The 19,348-nt window shown below is 67.8% G+C and carries 11 protein-coding genes; 5 read left to right on the top strand and 6 right to left on the bottom strand.

All coding sequences use genetic code 11. The features are described from left to right. Positions 1–47: 47 nt before the first annotated feature. From OG199_RS43675 to OG199_RS43660, 4 genes are all read left to right on the top strand, one after another. Positions 48–2,069, top strand: coding sequence for a hypothetical protein (locus OG199_RS43675; RefSeq protein ID WP_331727678.1), 2,022 nt, complete (start codon positions 48–50; stop codon positions 2,067–2,069). A gap of 456 nt (positions 2,070–2,525) precedes the next feature. Continuing rightward, complete coding sequence (locus OG199_RS43670) at positions 2,526–3,785, top strand: ATP-binding protein (RefSeq protein WP_331727675.1); 1,260 nt, start codon at positions 2,526–2,528, stop codon at positions 3,783–3,785. Positions 3,786–3,949: 164 nt separating this feature from the next. Next, the gene (locus tag OG199_RS43665; RefSeq protein WP_331727672.1) at positions 3,950–4,993 is read left to right on the top strand and encodes a hypothetical protein; all 1,044 of its coding nucleotides are present in this window, start codon (positions 3,950–3,952) and stop codon (positions 4,991–4,993) included. 464 nt (positions 4,994–5,457) lie between these two features. Next, positions 5,458–5,961, top strand: a complete 504-nt coding sequence (locus tag OG199_RS43660; RefSeq protein ID WP_405834883.1) for an NUDIX domain-containing protein — start codon at positions 5,458–5,460, stop codon at positions 5,959–5,961. 380 nt (positions 5,962–6,341) lie between these two features. Here OG199_RS43660 and OG199_RS43655 read toward each other — a convergent pair whose 3' ends face one another. From OG199_RS43655 to OG199_RS43630, 6 genes are all read right to left on the bottom strand, one after another. Next, positions 6,342–8,867 carry a transcriptional regulator gene (locus tag OG199_RS43655; RefSeq protein WP_331727666.1) on the bottom strand — a complete coding sequence of 842 codons (2,526 nt, stop codon included), beginning with the start codon at positions 8,865–8,867 and terminating at the stop codon, positions 6,342–6,344. Next, on the bottom strand, positions 8,864–9,220 hold the full coding sequence (locus OG199_RS43650; RefSeq protein WP_331727663.1) for a hypothetical protein: 357 nt from the start codon (positions 9,218–9,220) through the stop codon (positions 8,864–8,866). The genes OG199_RS43655 and OG199_RS43650 overlap by 4 nt, the downstream gene beginning before the upstream one ends. A gap of 258 nt (positions 9,221–9,478) precedes the next feature. Continuing rightward, positions 9,479–12,205, bottom strand: a complete 2,727-nt coding sequence (locus OG199_RS43645) for a tetratricopeptide repeat protein (RefSeq protein WP_331727661.1) — start codon at positions 12,203–12,205, stop codon at positions 9,479–9,481. Between the two features lie 643 nt (positions 12,206–12,848). Beyond that, complete coding sequence (locus OG199_RS43640) at positions 12,849–15,236, bottom strand: Helicase associated domain protein (RefSeq protein ID WP_331727658.1); 2,388 nt, start codon at positions 15,234–15,236, stop codon at positions 12,849–12,851. 54 nt (positions 15,237–15,290) lie between these two features. Further along, positions 15,291–15,935, bottom strand: a complete 645-nt coding sequence (locus tag OG199_RS43635) for a helix-turn-helix domain-containing protein (protein WP_331727657.1) — start codon at positions 15,933–15,935, stop codon at positions 15,291–15,293. Positions 15,936–16,175: 240 nt separating this feature from the next. After that, a complete protein-coding gene (locus OG199_RS43630; protein ID WP_331728558.1) occupies positions 16,176–16,706 on the bottom strand; it encodes an adenylate kinase in 531 nt (176 codons plus the stop codon). Between the two features lie 1,069 nt (positions 16,707–17,775). Between OG199_RS43630 and OG199_RS43625 the strand changes: the two genes are divergently transcribed. Further along, entirely contained in the window at positions 17,776–18,963 is a 1,188-nt protein-coding gene (locus OG199_RS43625) for a hypothetical protein (protein ID WP_331727656.1), read from the top strand. Positions 18,964–19,348: the final 385 nt, after the last annotated feature.

Here is a 19,348-nt window from a genome sequence, read left to right as displayed (position 1 = left end):
AGACCCCAGGTCCGTACACCACGCCGGCGGCCGGAAGGAGGCAACCGATGCCCGACCCCGGATATGACCCTCTGCAGCCACTTACGGACGCCCGGCACACCGGCACACCCCTGCCCACCCTGGCCGACCTCGGCGGACCAGCCCTACTGACCGACGCCCGAGACCTGCTGCTGGACCACGACGACCTACCTGCCCTGCTGAACCTGGTGTGCGAGGACACCATCGTGCTCGAAAGCCAGCGCGGCCAGGACTTCCTCCTCGCCGCCGCGGAAGCCCCCGATGACCCGCTGCTCCTCGAAGACGTCGTCACGACCCTCCTCGCGCACACCGACGCAGTCCGCCTTCTAGGCGAAGACCTCGCCGACGCGTGGCTAGATACCAGCCGCACCCGGCTCGACCTTCTGGGCGGCATCGCCCTGGAAGCATGCGCCCGCCTCATCCTCGCGGACGCAGCCACGCACTATGGGCTGCTGGACCGGCTTCGCCGGATGCGCAGAGAACTGCCCCGCATCGACGACGACTTCGCTGGCCGCGCTGTCCGCGTCGCCGGCGCGCTCGCCGAACACTTCCCCGCCCCCGAGATCTCCCCACTGCTCGAGGAGTTCCTCAACCACGACGACGTGGCCGACGACGCCGCCTTCGAACTCGGCATGCTCACCCTCCGCCAAGCCTTCACCACAGACACCCTCGACCACGCCCGCCCCCTGCTGCTGAAGGCCCGCGAGTACCTGCGGGACGCCTACTGCGACGAAGAACGCTCCGACGCCGCCGCATTCGGCACCGCCCTCGACGCTGTTCTCACCTACAGCTCAGGCGGCATCATCTCCGACGACACCCTCCGCCAACTCCAAGACGAGATCCTGGACATCCGTCTGAACCTTTTCCGCCTGCCACCCAGCTGGCGCACCCCTCGCCTGGACACCCTCAACGCATGGCAACACCTGCTGGACACCCTCAACCGGGCACAGGAAGCTGACCGCCCCGGCGCCTGGCTGCACGCCGCCGCCGTCATAAGCGACCTGGTCGCCGTCTACGCCGCCCACCGCAGCCTGGACCTGCTCGCCTCAGCCGACGGTGCGCTGCCCACCAGCCCCCTCCACCCATCCGCCACCGGATTGCACGCCGTCCTGGCCCCGCGTGTCGAACAGACCCTGCTCGCACATGAGGGCGGACTCGCTCTGCTCAACCAGTGGCTGGACGAGCTGAGCACCGCACAGGACACCGACCAGGACCCCACGACACCGATCGTCCGTGAGCAGGCCGCCGCCCTCCGTGAGGCACTGATCGCCGAAAGGGGAGACCCCCGCCCAAAATCTGAACGCCCGGCGACCGCGCTCGCCGGGCTCCCTCTCCACCCAGCCGACGCCGACCGCCTGACCGGCTTCCTCACCTCAGCTCCCGAACTCACCCAACGCCTGTCAGCGATGTGGGAAGCACGGCAAGCCCAGGAGCCCGTTGACGAGATCCCCGCAATCGCCACCGCCTACCGAACAACCCGAGCCGAGCTCCGCCAGCAGTGTCCCGACGGCTACACCGGTCAGTTCGCCGCCGACATCGACCGCATGGTGCTCTACCTGCTGCGCTTCCTGGACCTACGGCTGAACGAAACCCAGAAGTTCGGCGGCGACGCACGCAAGTACCTACGCCAACTCAAAAAGGACGAAGACAAACCACTTGAGAAGGAACTCGGCCGGGACCTGCGCGACTTCCTCCGCGGCCAAGGCCTGCGCGTAGACCTGGAAGTCAACAACGTCGGTGCTGGACGCGTCGACATCGGATGGCGCCCCCACGACGAACTCATCACCCTCGAACTCAAACGTGACTGGAAGACCCCTACGTGGGACGGCTACACAAGCGCCTTCCTGCCCCAGGCCATCTCCTACCAGGTCAACGGGCCACCCGTGAACTTTCTCGTCGTCCTCGACCTCACCGACAAACCCGACGGCCTCGCCGCAGTACCGGCCTGCGTCCACGTCCGCACCGTCCCCGGGCCGGCCGGCGACCCCCGCCCCCGGACCGTGATCATGCTGCGCATCCAGGGCAACAAACGCGACCCGTACGGTCTGTAGGCTCCATGAACTAGTAAGCGCAGGTGGGGACTCGCTCGACCTCTGTTGGAGGGCTCTGAGGGACGAGGGAGCACGGTGTCGCGCAGGAGTTCGGCGCCGAGACCACCACCGCGTTCCTTGCCGCGCTCACCGGCCACTGGCACCGCAACGCCCGCAGGCCCGCACCCCCTGGCGCCCCCGGACTGCGCACCTACCAACACCGCGCAGCGGCCGCCGGCCTCGCCGTCCTCAGCCACCGCCTCGGCTGCAACAGCAGATGTCCCGCTCTCGTGTCAGTGGCTGGTCCGCCCCGTGTCAGTGAAGCGAGCGTCTCGCGTCAGCAGGAGACCAGGCGCCGTCCGTGCCGCCACTGCCGGGCCCCGGCTCACCCACCCCCGGCGTAGCCTGCTCGGGAGCACGGGCCGTGACGATGCGCCGGATTCGGCTCCACACGCTACTGGGAGAGGGGAGCCGGTCATGGCGAACAATGGGCAGACGGAGATGGCCGCATTGGTGGCGATGCTCAGCGAGCGCGCCGCCGTGAACACCCGGCTGGCACTGGTCGCGGATGCACAACAGTGGCGACTGCACCATGGTCAGGTCACCTTGGACGACGACGCCCCATTGACGGAGCGAGCCTGGCGCTACAGCACGGCGAGCTTCCTGGAACTGCGCCTGCCCGGCCCGACGATCGCCGCGCTGCTGCGGGGCGACGAACAGGATGTCCACGGCCTCCACGTCGTCGCCCCCGGCCCGCCGCCCACCAGCGCCTCCACCTCTCGGCTGCGCGGCCAGCAAGAGTGGGACCGGGTGACCACGCCGTGGCCGCGCACCGAGTGGACCATCAACCGGGACGCCAACACTCCCCAGCCCGGCCACGACCTGCTAGTCGGGGACGGCCCCTCTTTCCTGAACTTCGACCAGGCCCTCAGCGCCTTCCTCCACCAGCGCCCCCACGACAGCAACGCGGGCCGCTCGGACCTGTGGCGTATCGTCCTGCCGCAGCGTGCGGGCTGGCTTTCGCAGATCACCATCGGGCCCGACCTGCTGGCGGCCGTCGTCGACGGCGAGGCCCTGGACGGCGCGGTACTCGAGCTGAGTTGGGCGGCGGACAACGAGCGCCAGTCCGTCCACGGCGCCGACGCCTACCGCTTCGCGTTGCCCAACGGACTCGCGCACGACAGCCTGCTGATGCTCCGCCGCGAGGACCAGTGGCTGGACTGGCGCAGCTTCCCGGCTCCCACGTACGGGCGCGCCCGCGATGCCTCGGTCGTCTGGGAGCAGCCCGGACCGGAGCTGGACATCCTCCTGGCGAACGGAGAGGGACAGCACCTGGAGTGCAAACAGGAGGTCCCGGAGGGTGAATCACGGAAGAAGATGCTCAAGACCATCGCTGCCTTCGCATCGCAGGACGGCGGCACCGTACTGATCGGCGTCCGCGACGACCTGCAGATCGTGGGCCTGCCCGAGAAGCCGACCGTCGACAAGCAGGTTCTCCAGGTCGTGGGCATGATTCGGGACAACCTGGAGCCGGTGCCGTCCTACGAGACACGCGTGATCGACCACGATGGCAAGAAGATCTTGGCTATCGAAATCTCCGGCGGGGGCCAGATGTACGCCTACCGCGTCGGACAGCGGCCGGAGTTCTACGTCCGTGTCGGCCCCAACACGGTGCCCGCACGCCACCATGAGATCGCCGCCGGATTCCGGCAGGCTCCGACCGTCACAACGTTCTGAGAGCCGCCGCACCGGCGAAGGCGCGCGCCGACCACACCGGCACCGCACCGAAACGCACCGGTGCGGTCGACACCAGAACGGAGTGACGGCCGGGACGAACAGGCTGTGGGCAGCGCCCGTGGAATTCGGTGCGTTCGCCGTGCCGGGATCCCTAGGCTTCTGCTATGGAAACAAGCGATCACGTTTTGCGGCTCGTCCGGAAGGCACTGGACGAGTTCGACGACACGCCGTTGGAAGTGGCGGTCCGTCGTGCTGTGCGCATCGCGAACCTGGTGGGCGACACCAAGTACGCGGTTCGGCTTTCGCTCGATCTCAAGACCATGGGCGGGGACCGAGAGACGAACGGCGAGATCTCCCGCATGCTCATGGAAGATCCATCGACCTGGGGGTCGATGACGGGGCCCGCAGAGCAAGCCCTCAAGGCGTGGATGAATGACCGCAAGATCGAGGGCAGCGACAACATCGACTCCCACTCGCTTGCTGAGCTGGAGTTCTGGGACAACCAACTTGGAGATCTAAAGGAGAGTGGCGAGAGGGTCGATTACGAGACCGACCTGAATACTCGCCAGCGGACGACGCGGATCCTTGCCCGGACCCGGCACTTGACGTTCGCCCTGCTGTGTTCCTGGGAGCGCCGACTCGACTACAGCACCATCAACGAGTCCATCTTCGACGGCTACCGCGTCAAGGTCGACGCACTGCTTGGCGACGGAGTGCCGGATCTGCTCCAGCAGTTCAGCGCCGTCTACCGCCGGCTCCAGGAGGCAGCCGACAGCGCACCCGATCGTGACGTCACCGAAGAGTTGTCCCAGGCGATCACCACGTGCCGCCGCATCCTCAAAGCCGTCGTTGACCACGTGTTCCCGGCCCGTGACGAACCGTCCGCAGATGGACTGGTCCTCGATGACTCGAAACACCGCAATCGCCTGTCCGTGTTCATCAAGCAGACGGTCAGCAGCGACTCCGATCGGGCGCTCATCGATGCCATCGTCGCGGGCCTGTACGAGCGGTTCACTGCCATCGACAAGATGACGAACAAGGCGGTTCACGCGAAGGTCGCGATCGAGATCGCCAACCTCTGCGCGTTGAACACGTACATCGTCTGCGGCGAGACCATCAGCCTGCACGCTCTGGCCTCCGAGCAGCAAAGCGAGCCGACGCCCGCAGGTGGGGCCGCAGCCGGCGACACGGAAACGGCAGTTCGCTGACGCATGCCGAGACGCGGTATGCCACCCGCGCCGCGGGGTCGCCAGAAACGGGGCAGACCTCGCGGATCGCCCCAGACACGATCGAGCGGTCTACCTCGTAGAGCTCGGCCTGGGCCGCGTGCGGCAGTCAGTAGGAGGTCATGCGTGCGACTGGAGAAGGCGCTGCCACAGCGCGAACTGCATGCCCCTCGCGCTCGCCACCGAGTTCACCTTCCAGGAACGCCCCAAGATCCCTGAGCAGATCAAGCGTTCCCAGACTGGGAGCCCGTCACAGCGCGACCGCCGGCGAACCCGTGGCGGCCGATCGGCCCGCTGACTCTGTTGAGCCTGAGCACGATAGGTGTCGTATTTGCACGACAACTGTCGTCATCCGCGTCCGGCCTCCTGGTGCAGGTTCTCCTGGGTCGGCCTCCACGGGGCTCCGAGAAGCGGCGTTGTCGGTGAGCTCTGCCAGGGTGTGCGTCGTGGATGAGCTGGTGGAGCGTGTCGACGATCAAGATCGTGTGCTGGGGGTGGTGGTCAGCCGCCGGCAGGCCATCCGGGAGGGTTGGCTGCACCGGGTCGCCGTGACGATGTGTCGTGATGAGCGTGGGCGGATCCTCGTTCACCGGCGGTCGGAGCAGCTGTCGCGCTTCCCCGGGCTCTACGAGGTCGTGGTCGGTGGCGCCGTGGATGTCGGTGAGTCCTATGAACAGGCCGCTGCGCGGGAGCTGGCCGAAGAGCTGGGCATCCGTGTGCTGCCGCGCTTGCTGTTCACGTTCCTCAACCGCAGCGGTTTGAGCCCTCACTGGCTCGGCGTGCACGAAGCCGTGGTGCCGGACGCCGTGGCCGCCGATCCTGATGAGGTCGCCTGGCATGGCTGGCTGACCGAGCCGGAGCTGCGGTCGGCCCTGCTGGAGTGGCGCTTCACCCCCGACAGCCACGAAGCCTTCAGCCGGTATCTCGCGTTCCGGACCGCGCGGTCCTGACCTTGCCCGCTTCTCGGGCTGGGTGCCTGCTTGCGGCCAACTTGCCTGCAAAAAGCACGGAACACGTCAACAACGATGCGAATTCGGCGACAGATATCGTGCTCAGTGCTTCAAGAAAGGCCAGGTCGGGGTGGGAGGTTAACGACAACTATCGTGCTAGGGCCCGTCTGTTCCGCGCATTGCGTCACCCTGCGAGCCGCATGTCGTCGGTTCGCACTGGGGGAAAGGGGTCGATCTTCCGGACCGCTTTATGCCCGCCCATGCGAATGGCCGATGGGCCAGGCTATGTCGCACGCAGCCCCAGGTGACACATGGTCAAACCCGGTGGACCCAACATGCCGATCTTGACGCTGGCCTGCAGCGTCCCGGCGCGCTTCCTTTTATGGGGGAGTGGTCGGGGTTCCATCCGGTTCCAGTCCAGATGGCCAGAGGGCTTGCCAGATCGCAGGTGATTGTTGGCCTGCGCTGGCGCCTCGATTGGCTGCCAGAAGGGCGAGGCGTTCGGCGTCAGTACGTAGCCCGGAATCGAGACGCATCTGGGCTAGTACGTTCAGGGCGTGGCGACTGCCGGCGGTTGCGGCCAGCCGTACCAGTCGCTCGGCTTCGTTACGAAGACCGTGTCGCTCTTTGATGTAACCGAGCCGAGCCAGGGCGTCTACGTCGCCTCTGCGAGTGGCTTCAACGGCAACGTGCTCGGCATCGCGGTGGCGCCCGGTTTGTTCGAGGAACTGGGACAGTTTGCTCAGCGCCTCTACATCACCGTGGTCGCCGGCTACGACAGCGAGGCGAATTGCCTCTGCCAGGTCCCCTTGCGACGCCCGAGAGCGGGCGAGCTGGGAATAAGTCATGGGGCTTCCCCGGCGCACTGCGAGTTCAGCGTAAGCCTCTGCTTCGGTGTACTGCTGGCGCTGTATGTGGAGCTCGGCCAGGCGTCGAAGGGGTGATGAAGTCGGGGAGCTACGAGCGAGGCGCTCAGCGTCTGCGGTTCGCCCGGCTGCATCGAGCTCTTCAACGAGAAAGATCAAGGGGTTATCGCTTCCTTGCTGTGCAGCCTTTAACGCATACCTTTCCGCCTCGTCCAAGAGGCCGTCGCCGCCACGAGGTCTGACCTGGCTGACCTGATAGAGAGTTGATACGAGCAGGGAGGCATGCTGGATGCTGCCTTCTCGGATGCATTTGCTCCTGACTACGCGCAGTGCGTCCTCGACGAGCTCCTCCGCGAACATGGCCTGGATGAGTTCGTTCAGCAAGGTGGTGGAGAAGGAGAATTCTTCACTGCGTGAGATGATCGACTCGGCCTCGGCGAAGCGCTTGTAGCGGATGCACACTCGAGCTCGCTCCCAGTCCTTCAATACCCGTGTCGGGCTCCGGGGAAGGATGGTCGGCTGTGGCGGAGAGGCCGGGATGGCAGAAGGGCGTATGACGACGGATCCGCCCTCCCGTTCCAGTCGGGCCTGGAGTTCGGCGACTCTTGCTGCGAGCCAGTCCTGCGGACGCAGGACGGAACGCGCTGAGCCAGCCCCAGGAGCGGAGATCTTCGAGGCAAGCAGCCCGCTGTGCCGCAGCCGCCAGCGGGCTCGCGCAGCCTGTGCTGCCGCCCGGATGTCGGACTCTGCTGTGATGTGGTCGTGAACGGCGAGCCAGAAGGATTCCGGCGGGCAGGCCTCGCGGCGCTCTTGCTGACCGTGCTGCTCCAGATAGTCGGCGAGCCGGTAGACGGGGCCGTTGTCGGGAGCCTTGCGGCCAGGCCGTGTCCGTACCCTTCGCAGAGGGGTGATGTTTCCGTGGACCGGTCGCGCCGCATAGGCGAGGGCCTGCTCAAGCCAGTCGTCTCCCGCCGCGTCGAACTCCTCGTCTGTCAGGTAGCCGGCAGCAGCGTGTTCAAGAAAGTTGAGAGGAAGATAGATGCCGCATCCCAGCCGCCGGGCGTCCATGGCGGCTGAAAGCACAGCCTTGGGAACCACCGGGGCGTGCTGGTAGCGGCGTAGCAATTCCGGCGCACCTGCAAGAAACTGCGCGACACGCCCGCCCGAGGCCCGCATATGCGCCACCGCAAGACGCTCGTCCCAACGTGCGCTCGCCCGCAAAAGCTTCAGATCGTCGCTGTCGAAGGAGTCCGGCACGCGTATCTCCCGGCCGGTTAGCAGCTCTCTGACCTGAGCATGAGCCGTGCTTTCCTTGCCGCTTGGAAGGGCGGTGAGCTCATCCCAGTACTCCGGCCACAGAGTGCCAAGAACCAGTACGGGACCGCGATCCGCATCGGAAAGCAGGGTGCGCAGGCCAGCAGCGATGCGCTCACCGATCTGCGGAGCGGCCAGGTAGTGCTGCGCCTCGTTCAGCCACACCACAGTGCGGGGCCCGATACGGGAGAGGCCTTCGAGGGCAGCGTCGGCTCGTGTGGGATCGAAGGGATGCCACAAGCGCCACCCATGCGGGGCCAGCAACTGAACGGCTTCCCAGCAGGCCCGTGTCTTTCCGGTTGACGACCCTCCCACCAAGACAGCCATCTTGCTTTCACCGCTGGCGCAAGCCTCGACAATCTTCAGCAGCTGCGCATCGTGCCGACGCGGAACGTACATCGGCAACGCCGCCGAGACGGACACTGGTGCTGCTTGCTGTTCACCCGGCTTGGCCTCAGGGCGAAGGTGGCGGCCATGGATTGCGTGATGGACTTCCAAGGCCAACGGATCGCACTCGCTGATGAGGCGTCCGGAGATATCAGCGGTGTCGGATACTGATGCGGCGTCGGGCGGCAGATGAATGGTGTTGTTGTCGCCGACGATCCCTATGCCGATGTCGCGACCGGCTCCCAGCCCGCCCTTGGTGACGCTGACCCGCGGCTCGCCAGACTCGTTGCGGTCTTCATCGCCATCCTGCCGGCGTGCCCAGACAGGAGGCGGACTCACGCGTCGTTCCCGTCTCCGGTGATGACCTCACCGATACTCTCGCCAGCCGCGACACTGCCCGTCCCCGTAGCCTTGACACTCCGGTTAACCGGGCCACTGGCCGGGGTGACAGAGGGAGCGCCGGGCGCAGCCAGGCGGTTGTTGCTGCCCGCGATCGCGAGACCGATGTTCCCCCCGGCGGCCACCGCTCCCGGACCAGCTTCCACCGCGGCGGCAGAACCTGAACGCCACAGCGCCCATACCGACAGAGCCAGACCCGTCAGGCCGACGATCGCGCCCACGACACTCGAAAGCTGATCAGCGGTGCTCAGATCCACCGCCACCGCGACAACGAGCAGCCCGACAGCTGTCAAAGCGCATAAGACTGCCGCAACGATAAGCGCAGCTCTTCTCCACCCTGTCATAAAGCGTATTGAACACCCCCACGTGAAGCGGCGTCAGCCCGGTCAAGGCAGTCCCTCTCAGGGGGCGCCCGCTGGACGCCAGCACGAGCGACTCCTGGTTGGTGGATCGCCGCCGTTCCACCACGGCACGTCGGTCCCGGTACAGGTTGCCTCGGCCAGGGGCGTGCCGCGCTTGGTTACCGCGGCAGTAAGCCGCCAGCGGCTTGGTCATAGTCGTGGTGGGCGGATGCGGGTGGCTTCTTCGGTGCGGCCGAGCTGGTCGAGGATGTCGGCTTGGATATCTAGGACCACACGCAAGCGGTCGTCGAATGCGAGAGGCAACGCTTGCGTGAGGCGGCGGAAGATCTCTGCCGACTCCTGCACCGCCTCCAGTGCGGCGGGCAGGTCCTGGCCTCCCTCAACTCGTACTCGCGCAAAAGTCGCCAGCGACCGGGCGAGGTTGGGCTCGTACGCGGCGGGGTTGGTCCGGGCGAGGCGGCGGCGGATGCCGACGACCTCTTCTGTGACGATCAGGGCCTGCCCCAGCTGCCCGGCGGCGGCTAGATGAGGGCCCAGATTGTGCAACGAGGCGGCGAGGTCGGGTTCATGGGCGGCGGGGTTGGTCCGGGCGAGGCGGCGGCGGATGCCGACCGCCCGTTGGGCAGCGGCCAAGGCCTCAGAATGCCGACCGGCCGCCGCCAGCAGGATCCCGAGAATGTTCAGCGAGGAGGCCAGGTCGATTTCATAGGCGACGGGATTGTCCTGAGCAAGACGCTCGTATATCTCGACAGCCTGCTGCTCGGCACGCAGCGCTTCGGCCGGCTGCTCGGCTGCAGCTAGGTGAGCGCCGAGGCTGGAAAGCGAGGCGGCGAGGTCCGGCTCGTGGGTGGCGGGGCTCGCTTGGACGAGGCGGCGACGGATGTCGACGGCCCGTTGGGTGATGGTCAGAGCCTCCTCATGCCGTCCCACCGCCGCCAGCTGAACGCCGAGGTTGTGCAGCACCGTGGCGAGGCCAGCTTCGTGGGCGGCGGGGTCGGCCTGAGCGAGACGCTCGTAGTGCTCTACAGCCTGTTCCGTCGTGTCCAAAGCCTCCAAGGGGTGCCCCGTTTCTGCCAGATGGCGGCCGAGATTGATCAGCGACTGCACGAGCTCGAGTTCGTGGGTGGCGGGATCGGCTTGGGCGAGGCGGCGCCGGATGCCGGTGGCTTCTCGCTCGGTGGCCAGAGCGTCCTCCCATCGCCCGACCGCTGCCAGATGGAGACCAAGATTGGACAGCGAGCGCGCCAGGTCGGGTTCGTAGACGGGGTTGCTGTGGGCGAGGCCTCGCCAGATAGTGACGACCTGGTGCCCGGATTCCAGGGCTTGGGAGCGCAGACCGGCGTACCACTGGCGGGCTTCGAGGGTGTGAAGGATCCGGAGGTATTCGCCGAGGTTGCTGGCGGCGGCGAGCCGGTGGGGGGCGAGGCGGGCAGCCACAGCAGCAGCGCCAGGGGCGAGGTCGGTGTGCTGGCCTTCCGGCAGCTGTGCGTCGACGGCTTCCAGGACCTCCACCGGCAGGTGCTCTATGTCGGCCAGGGCAGACAGCGCGCCGCCGCCGGCATGGAGCATCAGCCGCGGATGTGCGGTGAGTAGCGGGGCGAGCTGGCTGGCGGCGAGATGGGGCCAGCGGGCGGCGGCGGCGATCAGGGCGTTGATGGCGGTGCGAGTCCATACGGGCGGCTCCGCCGCGGCACCCGGTCCGGCAGACGAGGCGGCGGCCGCGAGCAGACGCTGGGGCGCCGTGGCAGCCCAGGGGTCAGCGGAGTAGCTGTCCACGGTGTGGCCGGGGGTGGTCAGGGCGAGGAAGTCCTCGGCAAGCCGGTCGGGGTGCAGAGGTTCCAGGACGGCGTCTGCTGCGCCGGTCGGGTAGGACACAGCGTGGTCAGTGAGGACCTGGCCTGCCTGGTCGGGGGTGCAGGTTCCGCTCGCTGTGAGAGCGTCCCGGCCGTGGTCGTAGGACACCGCACCGGTCAGGGCGGCGGTGTAGACGGCGTGAGCGAGAGTTTCGGCGGTTGTACGCACACCGCCGTTGGCGTGCAGGGTCTGCCAGTGGTCACGTTCACGGGTCAGCAGGTAGGCGGAGACCCGCTCCGGGGTGTCCAGCAGGGCGGGCGCCGTACTGCGGTGGGCGTCGACAGCGGCGAGAGCGGCCATGTGCACGGACAGAGCCTGCCGGAACCCGGAACCATCCCGCAGGGCCCTGGGCGGGGCGACGTTCTGGCCACCAGGGAGATCCAGAGCGGCGGCGAAACGGTCTCGGGCAGCGGTGAACAACGTCTCGGGATCTGTGTTCGGGCCGTCGGCGAGCGATCCCAGCGGCAGGGCGGCGGCGGGCAGATCAAGGCGATCCAGACGGTAGACGAGGGTCTGCCACCAGACACCCGCGGGACGAGCCAGGAGCAGCACCCGGGCCTGCTGCTCCTGCAACGTCGCGTCGGTCATCATCGTCAGCAGTTCCGCTGTCGGCCAGCGCTCGGCGTAGTCAACCACCAGCAGCACCCCAGCCCTCGGTCCGCCTTCCCTCGGGCCGTCAGCCGCTGGGCCGGGCCGGCCTGCGGGGGATGGAGAGGGTTCGCTGGCATGGCGGGCCTGGAGCACCTGCCAGCCGCGCTCCCGGCTGAGGCGGGCGAAGTGGGAGGCCAGCCGGGTCTTGCCCTGCCCGCCCGGCCCGTGCAGGAGCAGAATCGAGGCCGCGCTCGTATCGTCGCGCCAGGCGGCCAGCTGCTCCAGCTCGGCTAGGCGCCCGGTGAAGTCCGCCACCGAGTAGCGGGCCTGCAGCAGTCGGGCCGGTTGCGCGCGAGCCTGTTCCACCGTCAGCGAGGGTTGGCCGAAGGGAAAGGCATCCACCTGATACAACGCCTGCTCGGCGCCGATCGCGATGTTCACGTCGCCGGTCGTCTCACCGACCTGCACCACGGACCCGTGCACCACCGAGCTGGCTACCCACTGCCCGCGGCGCCGCACCAGCGGTGCCGCCGGAGCAGACGTGACCCGTGAACGCCGAAACGGTGGCCACCAGCGCCCGTGGGCCGGGCCGCTCATGGGCCTTCGATGTCGACGTCTCCGCCAGTGTTCTGTACCTGATCGACCGGGCCCGTCGTACTCGTGTCACGCACCGACTGCCCGTCGGCCTCCGGCGCCACCGTTCCGGAAGGCGTTGCGGGAGACACGGGACCTGGGGGCGGGACAGCGCGGCGGGTGATACGTACGTTCCCACCCGTCCCGGAGACCTGAGTGATTCCCCCGCCTACAGCGCTGCTGCGCACCGACTGCCTGCTGGGAGCGCGGCGTTCGCGCAAGATCCCGATCACCGTGGCAGCCAGGGAGGCGAGGGCCAAGAACGGCCCCAGCACGGTGGCCCACATGGCTGCCTTCTCCAGAGGCACCGTGGCCAGGTACACCGCCATCACGGCCGCGGTCACCACAAAACTCGCGCTACCGACCCATGCCTGGGTTCGCCCCGTCACATCTCCCCCTTACCTGCGAAATCGGGACCATCGTGCCAGACCCCGTACACGCCGTTGCTGGACATCCTGAACACCACAGGAATCCTCAGGCGTCACGCTACGGCCCAGTTGAGTCCGAGTTTGGCGAGTTGCTGGAGTTTGTCGGCGGTCAGTTTCACGCGCCTGCTCTTGGTGTTGGACAGGAACACCCCGAGCTTCACTTCGGTGCCGTCCTCGAGCCGTTCGATGTGGCTCCGGGGGACAGTCACAGTGCCTGTGCGGGTCTTGTACTGAGCCAGGGCCTGGATGCCCCGTTCGAAGGCTCCCGGGGGTGTCGTGGATGGCTTTGCGGGCGTCTCCGGTTCCGGGGGCAGAGGCGTGATGCCGAGTTGCTCGAGGCGTTCGCGCTGCCCGTCCGCCAGGGCCTGCCAGACCGACGGGGTGCGCTGTCGGGCCAGCCACCTGCCGATGTCCATGCCGTGGACGGTGACGCCGGGCAGGACATCGGCTTGGCCCTCTTCGTCGCGCAGCAGTTCCCGCACGGCCGCGTAGTGCCGCTGCCACTCCGCCGGCCACGAGGGGTTCCAGTCCTCGTCAACGGCCTCCAGCGCCGTCTTCCACTCGGGGTGTCCGTCGAGGGCGCCGGGGCGGCGCAAGTTCGCGAGCCACATCCCCAACGGCTTGTCCAGCATCGTCGCGGAGCGGGGCGCGCAGAGTGTCCAGTGCTGGTCGTAGTAGGCCTTCGCGGCTTCGAGGTTTTCCTGGAACCGCTCATCGGCCAGCGACCAGACCATGCCGAGCTTCTCCAACCGCGCTGCGCGCTGGCCGGTCATCTGCCCGGCCCCGTACACCCTTCGCTGTTCTGCGTTCCACTGTCCAAGGGGAAACGCCCCCTCCCGGTGTCCGTAGGGGACTCGGGCGTGCCCCACGCGCTCAGTGAACTTCTTGAGTGCCGCCCAGCCGCGTGCCCAGTCCTGGCGTTCGGTGTCGATCACGTTGAAGGAGACCCAGTCTGCGACCATCACTGGATCCCTAGGGGCGGCAAAACGGAGCAGCAAGCGGGATTCTTCCTCGCCCTCTTCTGGCGCGACACCGATATGCACGGACGGCTGCGCCACGTCCTTCTGAGGCTCCTGCGGAATCGCGAGCAGTTCCACGGCTTCTTCATCGTGGGCCCGCAGGCCCTCCAATACTTTCACCAGGGGCCGGTATGAGCCGGAGGTGAACATGTCTTCCGGCTTTTCTCCGGGCTGGAGAAATACCGGCACGATCAGAGAGGCGAGCTTGCCCTGTCCGGGCTTCTGACGGAGCGCCCGGCCGATGGCCTGGACGATGTCGTGCGGCGCCCCTTTGGGGTCCAGTAGGGCAACCGAATCCACGCTTCGAATATCGACACCCTCGCCCAAAACGCGACAGTTCGAGAGCACGGCCCGCTGCGCCGTGGACCCGAACGAGCCGAGGACTTCCCGCCGGCGCTCGGGGACGTGCTCGCCGCACAGCCAGTCCGCCCAGATCCGAGCGGGGTACGTCTCGGGCTGGTCGGCGTGCAGTTTGGCCGCGACGCGCTCCAGGCCCTCCGCGTACGCCTGAGCCTCTATCGTCCGGTGGTGGAAGGTGATGCACGTCTGGAGCTGATGCTGGCTCATAGTGTGCAGGAGCGCGGCCTGGAGCGCCCCGAGCCGCTGCCCGCGTACTTCCTCGCTGCGCCGCTCCTCGCTCATCAGCCGCTCAGGGGTGACGACGGGGTCCTGGAGCTCCAGCACGATGATCTGGTATCGCGCAAGCAACCCGCGGGACACCGCCGACGCGAGGCTGAGCTTGTACAGGACGGGGCCGAACACGGCCTCGTCGTCCATGGAGGCCGCCATCTCCTTCGGCAGCGCATCCCGCACCCCTTCGGCGACCTCCCAGTTGGGCCGCTCCTGCCAGATCCGTGGCGTTGCCGTCAGGTAGAGCCGCCGGTGCGCCGGGATGACGGTCTGGTCGTGGATGTCCGCCCACGCCTTGCCCATCGAGCCCGAAGTCCGGTGGGCCTCATCAACGACCGCGAGGCCTACTGGATCAAGCTTCTGACCGTAGGCACCCTCGAAAGCCTCAGCCAGGACACCCAGGCTGGCGTACGTCGCGTAGATGGTGACTGGCCCCTGGCCGTGCCACAGCGCCAGCTGCACGGGGTTCGTGGTGGAGCGCACCTTCAGACTCCACAACTCCGGGTCGTCCTGGAGCGAGCACACCGCAACCGCCGGCCCCTTGTGCCCGGCGTCGTGCCACGCCTTCACCGTCTGCGTCAGAAGATCCAGCGTCGGCACCAAAACGAGAATGCGCCCCCTCGGCACAAGCCGCTTTGCCGATGCCGCCGCAATAATGGTCTTCCCCGTGCCACACGCGGCGTGCACCTGCCCGCGCAGGCCATTGAAAGGAATGCCGCCCGGCGGGATATCGAGACCGCGCACAATGGCAGCAACAGCCTCGATCTGGTGGTCACGCAGTTTCACGGCCATTCCCGTGTTCTCCTTTTCGCGGAATGCGGCGCGTCATCGGAAAGGGGGCGTTCCTCAGGCCTGGGTCTCGTGCCCGTCGTTGGACTGGGCGTGGGGGATGTTGTCCTGGAGTGCCGCGGCCGTTGTGAGGAGGCGTTCCCAGGTGCGGGGGGTGCCTTCGTGCTGTGCGGCGAGCTCGGCGGCGATGCGGCTCTTGGGGGCGCTGGCCGCGGCGGCGAGGGCGTCGGTGGCTGTCTGAAGGCGTGGGTCGCCGTCGTAGGGGTGGGCTTTACGGGGGCCCTGGTGTTCGCCGGCGCGGCGGCCGCCGCCCTTGCCCCGGCCGGGTGGGTTGTCGCGGCGTTCGTTGACCTCGCGTCGGGGCCACAGCCGAGTGCCGTAGACGGTGGTGCCGCCGGAGAGGTGGCCCTGGGCGGCGTAGGCGCGGACGGTGCCGGGGTTGATGCCGAGCTCCGCGGCCGCTTCCTTGTCGGTTAGGAGGTCGTCGGGGTGTTCGCCGGCGGGCAGCGAGGGGACGGGCTTGCCTGCGAGATAGGCCTCGGTCTGGGCGAGGTCGTAGAGCAGGGAGCGGCTGTCGGGGAGCAGACCGGGGACGTGGCTGCGGAAGTCGGGGGCGTCACGGCGGCGCCAGGTGGCCAGGGGAACTCCGGCCCGGCGGGCGATGTCGGCTTCGTTGATGACCGGCCGGTTGCGGGGGATCATGGGACCGTCTCCTCGATGGCTGCTGCGCCGCGGTTGCGGCCTTGTATGGTTGGCGTGCAGGGCCGGTTCCTTTCCGGGTCTGATGTTGTGTAGAAGCCGGCGGTGTGCCGGGTCGCTCTTCGAGTGACCCTCCGTCGGCTTCGCTCGTTCCCGGGGGTGATCCACCCAATGATAGACATTTTCAACGTTACAGCATTCTAGCCCACCCGAGGGTGATCCGCCAAGCCCCCCGTGCCAGGGTCACCGTCCGCTGAGCTGCCGAGCAAGCCACGCGTCCGCCGCGCGCCCGCTGCGGAGCCGTACGACACGGACACCCAGAGCGGCCGTCTCGGCGACCTGCTGGGCATACCGGGGGCGGTTGTTGCGGTACTTGCGGACGGCGGTGCGCAGCAGGGAGCGCCGGCCGAAGAACGCACGCTTCCACGTGAGCCGCTTCGCCTGCGCGCTCGAGTCCAGACCGGCGAGCTGGCGCAGGCTTCGGTGCACGATCCGGCACACGACCAGAGACAGCGGGAGGTCGAGCCAGACCAGCACGTCGGCCCGGTGCCAGACCACATCCGCGAGTTTGGAGTAGTTTCCCTCTACCACCCACGATTCCCCGCGAGTGATCCTGTCGACCTCGTCACGGAATTCATCGAGCGGGAGAGTCCCGTTCTCGGTGAACAGGATCTCGTCAAGGTCCGTATGGGGGAGGCCCAGGGAAGCGGACAGCTTTCGCGAGATCGTCGACTTCCCGCTCGCAGGGGGACCGAACAGAGCCAACTTTTTCACCAAGGATTCCTATCTGCTCATCCGATGCCGCAACAGCAGCGAATTATCCTTGATTTCGAAGACTTTTTCCTCTCGTTTCACCGAATCCGAATTCTTCGATGCACGCCCCTCGCGGGCTCCCGGCGCCACCCCGCCGTGCAGGCCCGACGCGGCCGGCCGACGGGTGCACGGGGCGCGCCAGGCGCGGCGAGGCCGGGGCGTCGCCGTGATGCTTCCAGAGGTCGATCCCGCCCGGCCGCCGACCGCGACCAGGAGTTCCCAGGCAATCTGGCTGCCGGGGCGTCAACGGTGCGCGGACAGCGGTGAGTTGGGCGCGCCTCCGCAGCAGTAGGCGGCGGAGAGCCCGGCGGCTCTTGAGCCGCGCCTGACGGCCCGGCCTGGCCCCGCCTGACGGTGGGGCCCGCGCAGCGCCGTGCCTGTAGGGCGTGGTGGTGGCCGGACGGTGACGGGATGAAAGGGCGCCGGGGCATACCGGGGCGCGGCGCGGGGAGAGCGGCTCGGGTGTGCTGGGGCGCGCGTGGAGTGTCTTCCTGGGGGCTGGGGCCGGTGGTGTCCCGCCGGGGCTGGGGCGGTCCGCTGCGCTCCCCGCCCCAGCCGGGGCGTGCCCGGTCCGCTCCGCGGCCCGGGGCGCGCGCTCCGCGCGCTCACGCCCCTGAGGGGGCTGGGGCTGTCGTGTCCGGTCGGGCCTCTCCGCTGCGCTCCGGGCCGCTCCTGTCGGTCGTCCGGGCCGGGCAGCCGCTCCGCGCCAGCCCTCGGCGCTCCGCGCCGCCGGACTTCTCGGCCGGGCGCTGTGCGCCCTCGCGTTGGCCGTCCGGTCCGGTGCCGTCGCAAGCGACGTCCCCTCTCCGCTGCGCTGCGCCGGACGTAGTCCCCCCGGACGCTCCGCGCCAGGGGGAGGCGGGACACCACCGGCCCCAGCCCCCAGCCCGTTAAACGATCATGTAAAAGCGCCCCTGAGCAGGCATTTTCCATAGACGAGTGGTCCTAATTGCTGTAATGTTGTTCTTGTCGGAAGGGGCGGCACACCCCGACCGGCCACAACGTCAACCAAGCGAAGGGAAGGCCCACCGTGGCCCGTCCACTGCTCCCGCAGCACCTCGAAGACCGCCGCATGAACCTGCGCGTCCTCGACTCCCTGCCCGCAAAGGGCTACCCGGGATACGTCAACCGCACCGGCCGCCTGCGGACCGTCACTCACCTCTACGACCGCACCACGGTCCTCGGACACGTCTCGATCTCGCCGGACGAGGCGTACGCCCTCACCAACAAGGCCGCACCCCACGCCCTGTACGAAATCATGGTGATCTCTGCCGGGACCACGCACCGGCCGGGACTGCACGACCACTCCCCGGAGTTCGGCAAGGCGTTCGGCGTCATGGCCGACAGCTTCGCGGACCACTGCCGCGCCTACGACCTCACCCCGGTCGTGTCGTGGAGCTACGACCCCAAGACGCTGGACCGCGAGTCCATCCAGGGCGAAAAGCGGTTCCACGCCCACCTCGTGGGCCGCACCAAGAGCGAGCGCGCCACCGTCGCGGAAGAGGCCGTGAGGGCCGGACAGCTCTCCACCACCCGAGCACGCCGCATCGTGGAAGAGGCATCCATCCTCGGCTCACTCCTCAGCGCCGATTGCGTGGACCCGGATGCGCTCCGCGTCCTCGTGCCCGTCCCGGCGCTCTCCACGCCCACGGCGACCGTGACCGCCCAGTTCCTCCTGCCGAACGGCTGGGAAAGCCTCACGGCCCCCGGACTGCATGACGATCTGGTCTACGTCCACCGCAAACTGCGGCGGACGTACGACGAGATCATCCGCACCTGCACCACCGGCACCACCGGCCTGTGGGAAAGGCCCGTGGTCCGGGAATTCGACGCGGACGAAATCGGCGTCCCCCTCCGCACGGAGACCCGCGCCACCCTCGCCCACTACCTCCGGGCCCTCCGCCCGGAGATCCTGACGGACCGCAAGGGCTCCAACCGGTCCCGTGGTACCCACGTCTACCCGCTCGCCGATCTGGCCTACGCCGTCACCATCGCCGAGCAGAACGACAAGGTTTACCTGCACCTGCGCACCAACCTGTTTTCCGACCTCGGAGGAGCCGGAATCAGCATCATCGACGGAGCCATCGTGAAGACGAAGAAGGGGGTAGGAACGCTCCGCGCCGACGAAATCGCGGCCCGGAACGCATTCCAGGCCGAATACCTCGGCCAGATCTACCGGCACCCGCTAGCCTCCCGAGTGTTCTTCCCGAGGATCTAACCGGAACAGCGGGAGGGGAGTACTCCCCTCCCGCTGGGGGTTTGGGTGGTGCGGCTGGGACCCAAACGCTACACAGCTAGATATTGTGATGCATCACCGCATTGTGTGTTCGCTTGCCGGGTGATGCATCGACGTATTCCGCCCACCACGGTTGCAGAGTTGGCGTGTATGCTGGCGGGGTATTGGTTAACGCGAGCGGCCGGATTCGAGGATGAGGGAGGGGTTCGGGTGGAGCGCAGCGGAACCCGTCACTGCGGTGGTGCCGACACTCCGTCAGGCCGACGGTCCATCACCTTCGTTGCCGGGGTGGTAGCTGGGATTCCCAGTCGCTACACAGGCCCGCGCGTGATGCATCTCCCCTTACTGCCAGCTCTGGCGACCGCGC

The organism is Streptomyces sp. NBC_01176 (genome assembly GCF_045039825.1).
GTDB lineage: Bacteria > Actinomycetota > Actinomycetes > Streptomycetales > Streptomycetaceae > Streptomyces.
Note: the sequence above shows the minus strand (reverse complement) of the source record. Positions and strands in the feature narration are given on the sequence as shown.